Consider the following 16,832-nt stretch of genomic DNA (forward strand, 5'->3'; position numbering starts at 1 on the left):
CACTCTTTCAATTAGATTACGCCCAATTAATATTTGTGAACCGATAACAAAATGGTGAAAAAACGTTTAGCACACATTCTTTTTTGGGCTGTGATATCCGCTGCTTTTATTGGCCCGGGAACTATCACGACGGCAGCTGCAGCAGGTGCCGAATTTGGATATCAGCTGATTTGGGCACTGGCATTTTCTACAATTGCATGTATTGTATTGCAGGAGGCAAGCGCTCGACTGACATTGGCATCGGGAATGAATTTGGGGCAGGCCTTCAAGAAATATTTGACGGACAGTCAAATTGGGAAAATGATGTTGTGGCTTATACTTGCAGCTATACTCCTGGGATGTGCTGCATATGAGGCCGGTAATATTTTGGGTGCTGTGGCTGGCACCGCATTGGTAACGGATATCCCATCATATGGGGTGACGCTGGCAATAGGAATTATTGCATTTTTTCTTTTCTGGTATGGTTCGGTAGAGTCAGTTGCCAAAGTAATGGGAGCAGTTGTTGCATTTATGGGCATCTGCTTTTTTTTGACGGCCTTTATTATGAAACCAGATATTGGGGCTGTGCTTCAGAATATGGCAGTGCCAAGTTTCCCAAGTGGATCAGACACCCTTATTTTGGCACTTATCGGTACAACCGTTGTGCCGTATAATTTATTTTTGGGATCGGGTATTGCCAAAGCACAAAATATCAGAGAAATGCGATTTAGTTTGAGTATTGCTATTGGTTTAGGGGGATTGATTTCAATGGCAGTGTTGATCGTGGGAACAGCTATTACCGGCGGATTTACTTTTGAGCAGTTGGCAGTAACCTTGTCGGAACAGCTTGGAAGTTGGGCTTCATTACTCTTGGGATTAGGACTCTTTGCGGCAGGATTGAGTTCCTCTGTTACTGCACCACTGGCAGCAGCCGTAACGGCAAAAAGTGTTTGTCAAAATCAACAGTCAGCCGGCCGGTCTTGGGATGAAAAAGGACGATACTTTCGAATGATTTGGATAAGTGTATTACTTGTGGGGGTGGGTTTTGGGATATCAGGAGTACAGCCTGTACCTGCTATCATCTTGGCTCAAGCCTTAAATGGTATTATTCTACCACTTATCGCTGTGGGGTTATTGATTCTCGTTAATACCAGCGAGCTAATGTCACGACGTTCTATTAATACCATGTTTGTTAATGTTATCATGAGTATTGTTGTTTTTATAACAATAATTATTGGAGTACGGAATATAGCGAGGGCATTGACAAATACGCTACCGGTTCAGCTTGTTAACGAGATGTATATTTTGATGGCATCGTTGGTAATTTCATTACTCATAAGTTGGCCTGTGTATAATATGATCACAAAAATGAGAGATAAATAAGGAAGGGATAGTTGTTATAAACCCTATTAACCTCAATTAGTGTTCTAAATACAAGCGTTTACCAACCTCCGCTGGCGCCTCCGCCACCAGAGCCGAATCCGCCCCCACCGCTAAATCCGCCAAAGCCCCCGCCGCCGGAGGAGCCACTACCAAAACCGCCGCCACCACCTAAGAAAATAAATCCAGCGGGGCCAAGAGTTCTTCTTCGTTTGCCTTTTTTGCCACGCCCTTTACCGCCACCGCGAGAAGAGGCATAAAAGACAAAGAAGAGAAAGAGCATAAATACGATAAAATCGGCGGTGCTGCCACCATCAGATGATTGGTTCTGAGCTAAATCCCCTTCAAATTCTCCACTTGCAAGCTGAATAAGTGCCGAGGTGGCACGATCCAATCCCCCGTAATAATCGCCGTTTTTAAAACTGGGGGTTAAAATCTCCCGAATAATACGTCCGGCCATCACATCAGGAATTGCCCCTTCTAATCCATAACCCACCTCAATACGCATTTTTCGTTCCTGCCGGGCAATCAAAATTAGCACGCCATTATCTTTATTATCCTCCCACATTTTCCAATCATTAAAAAGGGTAGTAGCGGCCTCTTCGATAGAAATACCACCCAGGTTTTGAAGGGTCGCAACTGATATTACGGTAGTTGTCGTATCGCGGTAATTACGCAGTTTTTGTTCCAGCTGCTGTCGTTCCCCGGAAGTCAGCATATTGGCAAAATCGTTCACGTGTCCCACCGGCTGGGAAGGTAAGTTTTGAGCCGAGAGAAGGGTTGGCATCAAACAGAAGGATAATAGCAGTCCGACAAATATTGCACGTAATTGCTTTATAGAAGACATTGTAAAGTAGATAAAAGTGAGAGACTTAATTTTTGTTATCGTGAAAGCTGATCTCGTTAGAAAGTTCATCGACATCTCCCTTCTGGTCATAGGGAAAGAGCTCTTCAAGTTTATCGCCTACCTTGTGAACAGCGTTTTCAATTCCCTGCTCAAATTCTTCGTTTTTGAAATGAGTAATCAGAATTTGGAGTACATCATCCCAAAACCCATCCTCCACCTCGCGGTGAATGCCTTCACCGGCATAAACGGCGGCCTTTTGAACCTCGGTGGCAATATATATTAGTACTCCATTTTTCAGTTTTGTTTCATCCATCCCGAGATCATGAAAAATACGGGCGGCCCGCTCTAACGGCTCGCCTTCACAATCGTGCTCGATGTGAATACGAATTTCACCGGATGTTTTTTGCTCAGCTGTATTGATGGCATTAACAATCTGTTGTTCCTCATCTTCGCTAAGAAATTGTCTGGCAGGCATAATTTTTTGCTCAACTTAAATAAATTAAAAATTAACTTCCGGAACTTCTTCAGCACCTTTATCGGCTTCGAAATAGGCCTTTTGACCAAATCCGAAAAGACCCGCAAAAATATTATTGGGAAAACGTTTTATAGTAGTGTTATAATTTTGGACGGATTCGTTAAAACGCTGGCGTTCGGTGGTAATACGATTTTCCGTACCCTCTAACTGTGTTTGCAGATCCCGAAAATTTTGATTGGCTTTGAGCTCAGGATATTTTTCTACCGTTACCAGTAATCGTGACAAAGCCCCCGAAAGTTGTTGTTGGGCTTGCTGGAACTGCTGTACTTTTTGCGGGTTATTGAGGTCATCAGCAGAAACCTGAATAGACGAAGCCTTGCTTCGAGCTTCAATAACTTGCGTTAACGTCTCTTGCTCAAAGTTTGCCGCCCCTTTTACCGTGTTTACCAAGTTCGGTATCAAATCTGCACGACGCTGATATTGATTTTCAACCTGTGCCCATGATTGTTCTACGGTCTGTTCTTGTTCAACCAACGTATTATACTTTCCAATCCCCATAAATACCAACAATGCTATAACGCCTAATCCGATGAGAGTCTTAATATTCATTTGTAATCTTTTTTAGTTAAAAATTGCAAGGATTAAATATACGAAAGCGACGATAAATAGATGTACAATTTCTAATCAATAAATAATTTAATATTTATAGAAAAAGAGCAAAAGAAAGAAGGTTTTCATTTTTAAATCTTAGCAATCAAATTCCTATCTTTGAACGAATCATTTTCAATTTCGAAGCCTGTACTTTTGTCCTACAAATTTATCTATTTTGATCTGGATGACACCCTGCTCGATCACCAATCGGCAGAGGCCGGTGGATTGAAGGATGTTTATCAGCATTTTGATTTTTTTGGGGATGTCAGTGCCGAGAAATTGATCGATGTATATCACCGGGTAAATAGCAGGCAATGGAGCTTGTACAGTCAGGCAAAAGTCAGCCGGGAACAACTGCAGCGTAATCGTTTTGAGCAAACGTTGCAACAGCTTAATCTCGATGCAAGTCGATACAATGAAGTGGGCAGATATTATATGCAGTGCTATCGGAATCACTGGCAGTGGATAGATGGAGCAAAAGAAGCCTATTATGATGTTGCCGAAAAATATCCAGTAGGAATTTTGACAAATGGCTTTGCAGAAACCCAGCGTAAAAAATTTGAAGCTTTCGATCTGTATGATTCGGCACAAACGACCGTTATTTCTGAGGAAGTGGGTGTTTTAAAGCCCCATCCGGAGGTTTTTGAATATGCTACCGCACGTGCTGGTGTAAATGCGGATGAAGTGTTATATGTGGGCGATTCATTAAGTTCTGATGTGGAAGGTGGAAGTAAGTTCGGATGGAAAGTGGCCTGGTATACACAAAACGGAAGGCAGGATCAGCACGAGAAAGCGCATTTTGTATTTGATAATTTTAGTGAACTCAAAAAGTTATTAGATGTTTGAGGTTAAAGGTTGAGGGTTAGATTACTAACCTTGAACCTTCAACTTTCCAACACTCAATTAAAAATCTGATGTCAAAGAAAACGATAAAAGAGCCGGAAGTAACCCTTGAATTAGCAAAAGATCACGGGCTTACCGAAGAGGAATTTGAAATGATTAAGGACTACCTCGGACGCATGCCCAATTTTACCGAACTTGGTGTTTATTCGGTGATGTGGAGTGAGCATTGCTCGTATAAAAACTCCATCTTGGAAATTAAAAAGCTTCCCAACGAAGGCCCCCAGATGTTAGTCGGTGCGGGTGAAGAAAATGCAGGCTTAGTGGATATCGGCGATGGCCTTGGGTGCGTGTTCAAGGTGGAGAGCCATAATCATCCATCGGCTATTGAGCCATACGAAGGTGCGGCTACCGGTGTGGGCGGAATCCATCGCGATATTTTTACCATGGGTGCACGTCCTGTAGCAAGTCTCAACTCGTTGCGGTTTGGTGATATGGATACTCCCCGTGTTCGTTTTCTGTTGGATGGCGTGGTACGGGGTATTGCGGATTACGGTAACTCTTTTGGGGTGCCCATGGTCGGTGGAGAGATCTATTTTGATGAGAAGTACGAAGGTAATCCCTTGGTGAATGCGATGAGTGTGGGCATTGTGAAAGAAGATCAAACAGCTTCAGCCATTGCTGAGGGAATTGGCAACCCAGTGATTATTGTAGGATCCGATACCGGGCGCGATGGTATTCATGGGGCTACTTTTGCATCCGAAGAGATTAGCGAAGAAAGCGAAGACAAGCGACCCAGCGTACAGGTAGGTGATCCTTTTTCTGAAAAGCTTCTGCTTGAAGCTACGCTCGAAGTCATCAAGAATGGCGGTATTGTCGGGATACAGGATATGGGAGCAGCTGGGATCAGTTGTTCATCATCGGAGATGACGGCCAAGGGCGGCGTGGGAATGCGTCTTGATCTTGACAAGGTACCGACTCGTGAAGAGGGGATGTCGGCGTATGAGATTTTGCTTTCCGAAAGCCAGGAGCGAATGCTGGTTGTGGCCGAAAAGGGCCGAGAACAAGAAATTATTGACATTTATGAGAAATGGGATCTTAATGCTGTTGTGATTGGCGAAGTAGTAGAAGGCGAAAACGTGACTTATCACAAAGAGGGGTCGGTGAAAGCCGATATTCCCGCTGACAGCTTGGTGCTGGGTGGGGGTGCTCCGCAATATAAGCGTGAAACCAAGCGGCCCGAGTATCTGGATGAAGTTCAGTCATTTGATGCTAATTCAATCGATCATCCTGACAATCACAATCAGATCGTAAAACAGTTGTTGGGATCGCCCAATATTGCTTCCAAGCGGTGGGCATACGAACAGTACGATACGATGGTTCGAACGAATACGGTAAATGGACCCGGAGCATCTGATTCTGGAGTGGTGCGCATTAAAGGCACGAAAAAGGGATTGGCCGTGAAGACAGACTGCAACGGACGCTACGTCTATTTGAATCCACGTAAAGGTGGACAGATTGCCGTTGCCGAAGCGGCGCGTAATGTGGTGTGCAGTGGTGCTAAGCCGATGGCGATTACAAACTGTCTTAATTTTGGCAACCCTTATAAACCGGAAGTGTACTGGACATTCAAAGAAGCTTTGGCCGGCATGGGCGAAGCTTGTCGCACGTTTAACACCCCGGTTACCGGCGGAAATGTAAGTTTCTATAATGAAAATCCCGAGATGGCGATCTTCCCAACGCCGGTGATTGGGATGCTTGGATTGATTGAAGATGTTGAAAATCACCGAATGACGCCGCATTTCAAGAATGAATCTGATGTTATTTATTATATCGGAGCACCACGGAAAGGACTCGGAGGCAGTGAATATTTACATACGGTTCATGATCTCACAACTGGTGATACTCCTGGTATTGATCTGGAGTTCGAGGGGCGTTTGCAATCGGCTTTATTAGAATCAATTCAACAAAAGTTGGTAAACGCTGCGCATGATATTTCGGATGGCGGGTTGGCAATCACTTTGGCCGAAATGGCCATACTTTCTAACAAGGGAGCGTGGGTTTCGGTGAATAAGCTGGGCGACAACAAGCACGAGGTGCTTTATAGCGAAGCACAATCGGGGGTTATAGTGACGTGTGATCCGACCCAAAAATCAGCTTTGGAAAATCATTTATCCCAAAATGATATTTCATTTGCCGAACTCGGGAATGTTAGCAGTGAAGGTGATGATCTCAAAATTGGTGAGCTTGTTAAGCTGCCGGTAAATGAGATGTTTGAAATTTATGATCACGTCATCGAAAATGCGATGAAACAAAAAGACGACGTAGTAGCTTAGTTCTTTCTTCCTCATTACGTTTTATAATAGGCTGCTGGTAGTTCAAACAACCAGCAGCTTATTTTTTTGAACGATGGAAAGCATATTTTGATTGACTTATCTAACGATAAAGTAATTACTATCCTTTTTAGAATAGCATAAATCTGCGGTTAAAAAATTGGCTTATTATGAAAAATAAAATCGTACTTATTGTAGGTGGATCAGGAGGCATTGGAAGTGAGTGTGGACGCGTTTTTGGAAAGGCGGGAGCCAAAGTAGTACTTGCTGCCCGTGATCAGAAGAAAGCAGAAGAGGTTGCCAAAGAAATAAATGGGTCCGGTGGAGATGCATATGTAATTGGTGTAGATGTAACGGATCTGGCATCAGTATCAAAGATGGTGCGGGAAGTAACCGAAGATCTGGGAGCGATTGATGTGTTGGTCAATGCTTTTGGGACAGCGGTGATTCAGCCATTGCTCGATGTCAATCCCGATGAAGCTAAAGAGATGTTGGACGTAAATGTGTATGGAACATTTTTGGTGACCCAAACTGTCGTCCGTTATATGGCCACGGAAAAAAAGGGCCGCGTGATCATGTTTCCCGGTAGCGTAGGTAAATATCCCATGAAAAATTCATCGGTCTACTCCGCTTCAAAATTTGCGATCACAGGTTTTACAAAGTCGCTGGTTGAAGAGCACAAGCGTAGTGGTGTAAACTTTACACTGATGCACTTGGGAGGAGTTGACACTCCAATGTGGGATAGCGATACCGTGGACATGCGCGTCCAAAAAGACAAGATGCTTTCGGCCGAAGAAGTAGCTAAATCTGTTTATTATGCCGCAAATCAACCCGAAGGATCCGTGCTTAACGAAATAACGATTCAGCCGGAATCGCATCAGATGGTGTGAGGCCGTTGGCAGTTAGCAGTGGCCAGCACTAATGCTGATTTCTGCTAACTGTTATTGCTTGCTAATGAACTACTTGAGTGCCGGACATTGGTCCATGGCAGATTTAATGGACTTCTCAATAATATCGAGCCCTTCTTCAATTTGTCCCTTGTTGACAGTGAGCGGCGGACGGAATCGCATAGTACGTTTGCCGCAAGAGAGAATCATTAAATTGTTTTTAAAGCATTCTTTGATAACTGAATCCCGTGCATGGGTATTCGGGAAATCAACAGCGCAAAACAGTCCCTTGCCGCGAGGATTCGTGACATGTTCAAACTTCTTCGTTAGGTCATTAATCTTATCCTGTAAAAAGGTGCCAACCGTAGCAGCATTATCAACCAGATTATCATCTTCAATAACCTGTAGAATACGTCCGAACCGAACCATATCTACCAAGTTGCCGCCCCAGGTTGAGTTAATGCGTGAGGAAACATGAAAGCAGTTCGTTTCAATATCGTCAACGCGCTTGCTTGCAAGAATACCGCATACCTGTGCTTTTTTACCAAAGGCAAGAATATCCGGCTTTACGTAGTGCTCGTGAGCCCAGAATTTTCCTGTAAGTCCCACTCCCGTTTGGACTTCGTCATAGATGAGCAGTGCTTCGTGTTTATCTGCCAAATCTCTAAGTGCCTGGTGGAATTCCTTGCGGAAATGACGATCGCCGCCTTCGCCCTGAATTGGTTCTAAGACGATACAGGCGATTTCATCTTTGTGCATCTCAAAATATCGCTCGGCCTGTGCAATGGCGCGTTCTTCATGCTCAATGGTTTGCTGGATATGCTCATCCGTAGCCGGATAAGACATGGCAGGGGAAGTAATACGCGGCCAGTCGAACTTTGGAAAGTATTTTACCTTGTTAGGATCCGTATTCGTGAGTGACATGGTATATCCCGTTCGACCATGAAAAGCCTGTTCCAAGTGGAGAACTTTATGTCCCTTTTCTTCTCGATATCCTTTTTCAAAATTCTTTTGCACTTTCCAGTCGAAGGCTACCTTCAATGCATTTTCAACAGCCAATGCGCCGCCAGAAATAAAGAAAGAGTAGGGCAGGTAATCCGGAATGCCCACGCGATCAAAATTATCCACAAACTCGGCCATCTCTTCGGTATATACATCAGAGTTGGAAGGTTTGTTTATAGCAACCTTGCCTATCTTTTGTTGAAATTCCTCGTTGGCCAGTTGAGGATGGTTCATCCCCAAGGGGTTGGAGGCAAAAAACGTAAAGAAATCCAGATAACGCTCTCCGCTTTTGGCATCATATAAATAAGTACCTTCACTTTTCTCAAGATCAAGCACAATATCATAGCCGTCGGTTAAAATATGTTTCTGTAATATTTTGTGTACTTGTGCGGGTGCTACAGCGTTAGATGTGGACATAAGCCTCCTAAAACAATTTAATTGGTATTTATGAGTCGGTATGTAACCGGGAAAGAATTTTGAATTTACTATTGACAAGTACCCATGTCAAGCCTTATTATTACCGACTCACATCGCGGGGTAGAGCAGCTGGTAGCTCGTCGGGCTCATAACCCGGAGGTCGGAGGTTCGAATCCTCCCCCCGCCACAAAGTATTAAGCGACTTTCTGAATTCAGAAAGTCGCTTTTTTTATTTGTCATTTCTTACTGTTTTTGAATACAATAGGTTGAAAATTGGCAGATTTCACTCCCTATTTTTATTTGAAGTTACAGTTTAAAATTCTTGCTCATAAAAATAAGTTTCGTCAACTTAATAGCTTTAGTAAGAAAGAATGTGCTTTCTCCAATGTGTTTTAATATAATATCTCTGTATAAAATGGCTTATAGTAATCGGCTGCGTTGGGGCAATAATTGGGTCAGATCTTATTAATGGGATGGTATCAAAAGTTATGATTGGCAAGATATCCTCAATTCCTTTAGTAAAATATTACTCTTCAAGAGTTGCACTACTGGTATTTTTATTGTTTTTGATGAGCAGTTTGCTTTCATCTCAACATGCGATGGCACAGGGAACAACTGTTCAAGGAAGTGTAGTATTGGAAAGAGTCCAAAAGCCAACTATTGAAGTGGGAGGAGGTGGATACCAAAACAAATTTGGGGGTAATACCGACAAAAAAGATAATTCATTAGATGACGTTTTGGTATGGATCGAATCTCAAAATGAAAACCAGACAGGAGTAAGAGAAACTACAAAGCGACGTGTTCTAAATCAGCTTGATAAACGTTTTGAACCTCGGCTGATGATTATTCGGGAGGGAGATGTGGTTCGAATACTGAACTCAGATCCAGTATATCATAATGTATTTAGTTTATCGAAAACGAAACGCTTCGATGTAGGACGTCGTTCGCCCGATGAATTTCAAGATGTACAATTTAATAAACCCGGTATTATAGATGTTTTCTGTGATATTCATTCTGATATGCATGCAGTTATTGTTGTCGCCTCAAAACAAACTGTTGCAATGCAAAAATTGGATGGCAGTGGAAAATTCCGGTTTGATGAAATTCCAGAAGGAGAGTATACTCTACATTTTTATGCATTAGGAGACCGGAAAGAAAGTATAGAAGTAAATACTATTGATAAAAATAATATAATGCTGGAACCAATAAGAATAGGATCTTAAATATGGAGTCTCCCAAATTTCCTATTCGATGGAAGTTGCTATCCGGATTCATTGGCCTAGCTCTATTGGTATTGGTGGTAGTACTTTTTGCAGTCAGCCAAATTTTGGATAACCGAATTCGGGAAGATATTAACTCGAGCTTCCATGAGGCAGGCAAGATATTTGAACAATTACAGGATGTACGGTTTCGGCAGCTTCGGCAGACTGCCACGCTTGTGGCTGATATGCCCTATATGAAGGCGGCGATTTCAACAGGAGATCCGAATACTATTAATCAGCAGATTCGCCAAGAGTTGGTGCACCTCTTACATTTTGATCCTCTTATTTCTGATACGTTGTCTTCGGAATCGCTAACGACCAGTTTGGATTCTGTAGGATTAGTAATGGTTTTTGACAAAAACGGACTCCCTCTTGGGCAATTATCCGATGTCGATCCGGCAAAAAAATCTATGAGTAATAAATTGGGGGTCCAAAAAGCTTTGGAGGGACAACATCCTCAACAATCATATATTTGGAAACAAGGAGAAAACTATTTTAATGTTATAACAATACCTGTTTTTTTACAGGAACAGGTTATTGCAGCCCTTTCTCTTGGATATCCGATTCGTAATCGTGAAGCAGAGTTGCTTGCGCAAGTAATCGGATATGAGGTGTCGTATTATGTGGATGATAAACTCCTTACCACTTCTATTGATTCCTTGTTGTCCCAACACCGAAAAGTTCTTTCTGATGGGATTGAACAGGCTTCTGCAACCGAAATTAATCAGACGGGCAGCACAACCATCGAAATGGAAATGAGGAATCAGAAATGGCTTGTATATTTAGTTCCAATGGTAAAACAGGTTTCTCAGTCTGTGGAAATTTCAGGCTACTATGCCGTTGCAAAATCATTGACACAGGCTTTGGAACCTCTTCATCAATTACAGCGCGTTATTTATTTGATTGGCCTTGGAGGAATATTAATAGCGATTATACTGGGTATCACTTTAACACGAAATCTGACACGTCCGATTAACCGGTTGCTCGACGGTATTAAAAGGATTGAAAATGATGATTATGATCATCCTGTTTCTGTTGAAAGCCGGGATGAGTTTGGACAGCTTACCCGTACATTTAATAAGTTGGTTGCCAATATAAAAGAGAACCTTCGGGAAAAAGAGACGTTGTTGGCAGAAATCCATCACCGTGTCAAAAATAATCTGGCTGTTATTTCAGGATTGTTGCAATTGGAAAGTAGTAACGTTGAGAACGAACATACTGAGCAGATTCTCAAGAATAGTCAATTGCGTATCCAATCAATGGCTACGGTGCACGAAATGCTCTATAAAGCACATGACTTTAACAACCTGTCTTTTAATGATTTTATCAAAAAGATGGTCGCCTCCATCCATGATATATATAAATCAGCTTATTCGGAACTGAGTGTAGAGGTTGATGTGAAAGATATTGATCTGAATGTAAACCAAGCTGTTCCTTTTGGACTCATGGTCAATGAGCTGGTAACTAATGCTTTTAAACATGCTTATCCTGATGGAGGATCAGGAGTGGTGGCCATCTCCTTTTTTGAAGAAGAGGGCAATGTCGTTCTCACGGTAGAGGATGAGGGGATGGGCTTGGATAGTGATTTTTCTTTGGAAGAAAGTGAATCGTTGGGATTTTCTCTTATCAAAATTCTATCCCAGCAGATTGATGCGGATGTGACAGTAGAATCCAAAAATGGTACAAAGGTTACCGTTGTTTTTGAGAAGAAAGATAAAAAGGGATCAAGCAGTTCATTAAACTTGAATTAATACAATGTCGTATGGGGATAAATCGAAAAAGGTTCTGTTTGTGTATTCTCATTTGTCTGATGCTGACAGGTAGTGCACTTGGACAGATTAATATTGGCGGGTTGGCTGATTTTGAACTGCGAAAAGGAGGCGCGGACTCAGATCCCACGGTAAATCAGACCCCCAATGATAAGTTTTTGATGTATGCTCCTTCGATCCGAATCTTTATAAATGCCCCGATTTCTGAAAAATGGTTTGTTTCGGGTGCGCTGCAATCCGATTATTATACTGGAAGCAGAAGCGAGATCTTTTTTTCTTCCTTTAATATAAATTGGTTGGCCGCTGAGAACTTTAAGATTACGGCCGGTCGTTTTACCACGCCGTTTGGAAGAACTGATGAGTTGTTGCTTTCTTCCAATAATCCTTTTGTGCATTTACCGCTGTCTCATGTATGGAATATGCCGGTGAATCAGCGACGTGGTTATTTTTTTGGAGAAAGCTCGTATGATGGGGTACCCGGGCAATCGTTGGTCTACAGGCGGATGTATTCGCAGGGATTAAAAATCACTGGGACAACAGATGATGAAAGATTTCAATATGAAATTGCTGCCACGTTGACTGGAGTTTCTGGCTACACCGATGTGGGTGAACAGAACCTCCCCGCATTTATTGGACGGCTGGAAGTGCGACCTGTTATCTGGAATACCATTGGTGTATCATTTGGCAGAGGATCTTATTTAATAGAAGATTCTATTAATGATGTCTTATCTGATGAAGAGAGAGCCGGATATCAACAAACGGTTGTCTCAGCGCACACCGAGTTTTCCTACAGTTATTATCAGCTGTTGTTTCAGTACACATTCAATCGCTGGGATTCTCCCTGGATTGATCCGGATGGGCAACTTATTCAAGAACATCTTGACAATGATGTTGCTCACTATCTTGCAAAGTTTAAAATGCGTTTCCCCTTTTTGGTAGGAGGATATGGGGCCATTCGCTATGAGCGTTATATTCCCAAAGAGTTAACACTTGATCCCCTAAATATTACAGGTAAACCAACCCCAGACAAAGACCGTTTTGAGTTTGTTTTTGGATACAAACTTAATCGGAATATACTTTTAAAAGTTTCCTACCTGCTTTCCAAGAATAATGGCACGGAGCTAAAAGATGATGTCATCGCTATTCAGCTAAGCGCTAGCTTTTAGCACGGTTATGTTAGGCCTCAACTTTTTCGAATTCTTTAATTGTATCTTTGATAATTGAGATACAGTCACGCAACTGTTCTTCGCTCATTACAAGTGGGGGAGCAAAACGAATAATATTTCCATGCGTTGGTTTGGCAAGTAATCCGTTTTCCTTCAGCTTAAGACAGATATTCCAAGCTGTTTCGCTGTCTTCTGCATCATTAATGACAATGGCATTTAGCAGTCCTTTTCCGCGCACAAGCTTGACCAGTTCTGATTCGTCCACAAGGTTATTCATTTCTTCGCGGAAAATTTTTCCAAGCCTGTCAGCGTTTTCAGCAAGACCTTCATCCTTCACCACGTTTAATGCTTCCATGGCTACGGCACATGCCAGTGGATTTCCGCCGTAAGTAGATCCATGTTCACCGGGACGAATGCATTCCATGATGTCGTCATCAGCCATGACCGCTGAAACAGGATAAGCCCCTCCGGATAGAGCTTTCCCTAAAATGACAATATCGGGACGAACTTCTTCATGGTCCACGCACAACATTTTGCCCGTTCGAGCAATACCGGTCTGTATTTCATCTGCAATAAAAAGGGTATCGTATTTTTCACATAACTCCGAAGCTTTTTTTAGGTATCCTTCATCGGGAACAACAACCCCGGCTTCGCCTTGAATAGGCTCAACCATAAATCCGGCTACATCTTTCTCTTTTAACGCTTTCTCGAGGGCATCCAAATCGTTATAGGGAATAGAAACAAATCCCGGAGTATAGGGGCCGAAGTTTTTGCGGGCTACAGGGTCGTTGGAAAACGAAATAATACTGGTAGTACGACCGTGGAAATTTCCTTTGGCAACGATGATGGTCGCTTTTTCAGGAGTAAGGTTTTTCTTTTCGTAGGACCATTTGCGGCACAATTTGATAGCTGTTTCAACGCCTTCGGCTCCCGTATTCATGGGCAAGAGCTTGTCATATCCAAAAGTCCGGTGCATAAATTCTTCATATTTTCCCAGCTGATCGCTGTGAAAGGCTCTTGAGACGAGTGTGAGTTTTTCAGCCTGTTCTTTAAGGGTGTTAACAATGCGCGGATGACAATGTCCTTGATTTACCGCAGAATACGCCGATAAGAAATCGTAGTATTTATTTCCCTCCGGATCCCAAACATACACCCCTTCCCCTTTGGATAAAACAACCGGGAGGGGATGATAATTATGTGCGCCATATTGATCTTCGAGCTTAATTGCTTGGGTTGTTGAAATCATGGAAGGTGGTTTATTTTAATTTCTCATTCACTAAGTAGATTAAAATATGATCTACTTAGGTTAAGATAAATTATTTTTTGAGATAGGATGCTAAAATTTGCCAGACAGTATTTTTAATAGTATTCTAAATAGAATTAGGTCTTGGCATTTTAAGGGGGGAATAGCGTGAATAAGAATGACACTTTTATAACTAAGTCCTCCTCGTTTGAAGGTGAAATCTCTGCTGAAAATATTATCGTAGCGGGTGAAATAATGGGTGATCTTAGAGCCTCATCAGGGATTCTAATTTTAAATGAGGGAAAGGTTAAAGGTAATATTCAGGCTCCAAGCGTATATTTGGCAGAAGGGTGCATCCATGAGGGGGATATCTATTTGGAAGATCCGGACATAGCATCATCTTCAAAAATAGATATGAATCAGGTTGAACTAAAGACAGACGAGAAAGAAACATCAAAGAGAAAAGAGAAAGAAGAACATTCCCAAACCAGGCAGGTCTCAAACAGTTCTAAAAGTAATTAGTGGTAAGCCGAAAAGGTTTGCACCATACAGCATTTATAAAGTATATTAACCCCTTAATAAAAGACCCTTGAGTGTAATAGCTCAAGGGTTTTTTTGTTAGATAAAAGTTTAACATAGCGCAACATATTTATGCATTGGATCGACCTGACTATCTTCATCTGCTATATGGCAGGCTTGTTAGGTTTTGGATTGTTCTTTTTAAACAAGAATGAAGGCGCTGACGACTATTATGTAGGCGGAAGAAATATGAGTAGCCTGCATGTGGGACTATCAGTAGTAGCCACTGATGTGGGCGGCGGTTTTTCTATTGGTTTGGGGGGGCTTGGTTTTGCGATGGGGTTATCCGGATCATGGATGCTCTTTACAGGGCTGTTAGGTGCGTGGTTGGCCGCGGTTTTTCTGATCCCCAAAGTGAAAGGAAATCCCGTATTTGATAAGGCCTATACCTTTCCCGAAGTATTTGAATACTATTTTACCCCGCAGGTAGCACTGGTTGCAGGAATTATTTCCGCTATTGGATACGCCGGTTTTACCAGCTCACAGATATTAGCGGGTGCCAAGTTAGCTACCGGTACTTTCGCTAATCTCGACTTGCAGACCGCACTTATTATCATGGGGTCAGTGGCTGTGCTTTATACCGTTATGGGAGGACTAAAAGCAGTGATATACACCGATACAGTGCAATGGGCCATACTTATGATTGGTCTTGTTTTCATCGGTATTCCCATTTCGTACACAGCCGTCGGTGGTTGGGAAGCTATCTCTCAAACTGTGGATCCCGCCTTGCTCTCAATGACAAACATTTCCTGGCAGGATGTTATCTATTGGGCGGTCACCATTATTCCCATCTGGTTTGTAGGAATGACCCTCTACCAGCGTATTTATGCCTGTAATGATGAAGAAACGGCAAAAAAAGCGTGGTATTTGGCGGGTGTATTTGAATGGCCTATCATGGCTTTTATGGGGGTTTCGTTGGGCCTCTTTGCCAAGGTTGCCGCATCTCAAGGCATGTTTGAGTATCTCGGTGCGGCAGATATCTCTGAGACTGATCCCGAAACGGGTCTGCCTATGTTGTTGCGAACCGTGCTACCCGTTGGGCTTATGGGGATTATGATGAGTGCCTATTTTTCAGCTATTCTTTCTACGGCCGACAGTTGCCTGATGGCCGCATCCGGTAATGTAGTTTCGGATATAATTGGTTATTTTAAGGAGATTGATCACGACAGCGATACGTTTTTACGATTTTCGCAGGTTACTACCCTGCTAATCGGAACATTTGCACTGCTAATTGCTACAACAATGACGAATGTGCTTGATCTGATGCTGTACTCTTATGCCTTTATGGTATCGGGTCTTTTTGTACCGATTATTGGCGCTTTATACTGGTCCAAAAGTAGCAGTATAGGGGCTATTGCAGCCATGATTTGCGGTGGATCAACAACGGTTTCATTAGAAATATTTTTGAATAATTTGCCGGCCGGATTAGATGCCAATGTATTTGGAATTACGGTGTCGGCCATTGTGTTTATTGTCGTATCGCTGGCATTTCCCGATGGAGATACTGTGAATACGGCTGAAGTTTCAGCAGATAATGTTAATGCTATTTATGAATAATGATTGAATTCGATTTAGTATATTCTGACATCGAAAATCCGACAACATTTAGTCGAGAGGATATTGCAGATTTTCTTTATGAGCACTTGGATGAATACGGTGATGAGAAAAAGCATATCTTATCAAGTATTGCCTATGCTTATGGAGATGGAGAGGGACAGGACGGTTTTATATTAGTTGCTCATGACAAAGACCAAATTGTGGGTGCGGTTATTATTAATCATACCAATATGGGGGGATTTATTCCTGAACATATTTTGGTGTATATTGCTGTACATGAGGACTACCGCGGCGAAGGTCTCGGTAAACAACTGATGGAGCGTATTATTGATGTAACAGAGGGAGATATCGCACTGCATGTTGAGCCCGACAATCCTGCTAAATATTTATACGAAAAGTATGGGTTTACGAATAAGTATCTTGAAATGCGACTGAGCAAATAGAG

15 protein-coding genes and 1 tRNA gene are annotated in these 16,832 nt (G+C 42.4%); 11 read left to right on the top strand and 5 right to left on the bottom strand.

All coding sequences use genetic code 11. The features are described from left to right. Nucleotides 1-51: 51 nt before the first annotated feature. Nucleotides 52-1,362 (top strand): Nramp family divalent metal transporter, encoded by a 1,311-nt coding sequence (locus tag ACQ76V_RS03840; RefSeq protein WP_440999158.1) that lies wholly within the window; start codon nt 52-54, stop codon nt 1,360-1,362. Nucleotides 1,363-1,420: 58 nt separating this feature from the next. Here the strand turns inward: ACQ76V_RS03840 and ACQ76V_RS03845 are convergent, their stop codons facing one another. Genes ACQ76V_RS03845 through ACQ76V_RS03855 form a run of 3 tightly spaced genes read right to left on the bottom strand, consistent with a single transcriptional unit; the run spans nt 1,421 to nt 3,290 of the window. Beyond that, nucleotides 1,421-2,206, bottom strand: a complete 786-nt coding sequence (locus tag ACQ76V_RS03845; protein WP_440999159.1) for a TPM domain-containing protein — start codon at nt 2,204-2,206, stop codon at nt 1,421-1,423. A gap of 25 nt (nt 2,207-2,231) precedes the next feature. Next, nucleotides 2,232-2,681, bottom strand: a complete 450-nt coding sequence (locus ACQ76V_RS03850; protein ID WP_440999160.1) for a TPM domain-containing protein — start codon at nt 2,679-2,681, stop codon at nt 2,232-2,234. A gap of 24 nt (nt 2,682-2,705) precedes the next feature. Next, nucleotides 2,706-3,290, bottom strand: coding sequence for a LemA family protein (locus tag ACQ76V_RS03855; protein ID WP_440999161.1), 585 nt, complete (start codon nt 3,288-3,290; stop codon nt 2,706-2,708). A gap of 159 nt (nt 3,291-3,449) precedes the next feature. On the opposite strand from ACQ76V_RS03855, the gene ACQ76V_RS03860 reads away from it, so the two are divergent. From ACQ76V_RS03860 to ACQ76V_RS03870, 3 genes are all read left to right on the top strand, one after another. After that, entirely contained in the window at nt 3,450-4,178 is a 729-nt protein-coding gene (locus ACQ76V_RS03860) for a YjjG family noncanonical pyrimidine nucleotidase (protein ID WP_440999162.1), read from the top strand. A gap of 68 nt (nt 4,179-4,246) precedes the next feature. Further along, nucleotides 4,247-6,508, top strand: a complete 2,262-nt coding sequence (purL, locus tag ACQ76V_RS03865) for a phosphoribosylformylglycinamidine synthase subunit PurL (protein WP_440999163.1) — start codon at nt 4,247-4,249, stop codon at nt 6,506-6,508. 167 nt (nt 6,509-6,675) lie between these two features. Continuing rightward, entirely contained in the window at nt 6,676-7,395 is a 720-nt protein-coding gene (locus ACQ76V_RS03870) for an SDR family oxidoreductase (protein ID WP_440999164.1), read from the top strand. A 69-nt stretch (nt 7,396-7,464) separates the two neighbouring features. On the opposite strand, the gene lat is transcribed toward ACQ76V_RS03870, so the two are convergent. After that, a complete protein-coding gene (gene lat / locus ACQ76V_RS03875; RefSeq protein ID WP_440999165.1) occupies nt 7,465-8,811 on the bottom strand; it encodes an L-lysine 6-transaminase in 1,347 nt (448 codons plus the stop codon). A gap of 114 nt (nt 8,812-8,925) precedes the next feature. On the opposite strand from lat, the gene ACQ76V_RS03880 reads away from it, so the two are divergent. From ACQ76V_RS03880 to ACQ76V_RS03895, 4 genes are all read left to right on the top strand, one after another. Further along, nucleotides 8,926-8,998, top strand: a tRNA-Met gene (locus ACQ76V_RS03880). Nucleotides 8,999-9,299: 301 nt separating this feature from the next. After that, nucleotides 9,300-10,034: a cupredoxin domain-containing protein gene (locus ACQ76V_RS03885; protein WP_440999166.1), complete on the top strand. Its 735-nt coding sequence runs from the start codon at nt 9,300-9,302 to the stop codon at nt 10,032-10,034. 2 nt (nt 10,035-10,036) lie between these two features. After that, complete coding sequence (locus ACQ76V_RS03890; protein WP_440999167.1) at nt 10,037-11,824, top strand: histidine kinase dimerization/phosphoacceptor domain -containing protein; 1,788 nt, start codon at nt 10,037-10,039, stop codon at nt 11,822-11,824. Nucleotides 11,825-11,862: 38 nt separating this feature from the next. After that, a complete protein-coding gene (locus tag ACQ76V_RS03895) occupies nt 11,863-13,008 on the top strand; it encodes a hypothetical protein (protein ID WP_440999168.1) in 1,146 nt (381 codons plus the stop codon). A gap of 10 nt (nt 13,009-13,018) precedes the next feature. Here the strand turns inward: ACQ76V_RS03895 and rocD are convergent, their stop codons facing one another. Continuing rightward, on the bottom strand, nt 13,019-14,254 hold the full coding sequence (rocD, locus tag ACQ76V_RS03900; RefSeq protein WP_440999169.1) for an ornithine--oxo-acid transaminase: 1,236 nt from the start codon (nt 14,252-14,254) through the stop codon (nt 13,019-13,021). A gap of 165 nt (nt 14,255-14,419) precedes the next feature. Between rocD and ACQ76V_RS03905 the strand changes: the two genes are divergently transcribed. The 3 genes from ACQ76V_RS03905 (at nt 14,420) to ACQ76V_RS03915 (ending at nt 16,830) form a co-directional block, all read left to right on the top strand. After that, nucleotides 14,420-14,773, top strand: coding sequence for a bactofilin family protein (locus ACQ76V_RS03905; RefSeq protein WP_440999170.1), 354 nt, complete (start codon nt 14,420-14,422; stop codon nt 14,771-14,773). Between the two features lie 129 nt (nt 14,774-14,902). Then, on the top strand, nt 14,903-16,387 hold the full coding sequence (locus ACQ76V_RS03910; protein WP_440999171.1) for a sodium:solute symporter family protein: 1,485 nt from the start codon (nt 14,903-14,905) through the stop codon (nt 16,385-16,387). Then, the gene (locus ACQ76V_RS03915; RefSeq protein ID WP_440999172.1) at nt 16,387-16,830 is read left to right on the top strand and encodes a GNAT family N-acetyltransferase; all 444 of its coding nucleotides are present in this window, start codon (nt 16,387-16,389) and stop codon (nt 16,828-16,830) included. The genes ACQ76V_RS03910 and ACQ76V_RS03915 overlap by 1 nt, the downstream gene beginning before the upstream one ends. Nucleotides 16,831-16,832: the final 2 nt, after the last annotated feature.

Source organism: Fodinibius sp. SL11, assembly GCF_052060035.1.
Taxonomy (GTDB): domain Bacteria; phylum Bacteroidota; class Rhodothermia; order Balneolales; family Balneolaceae; genus Fodinibius.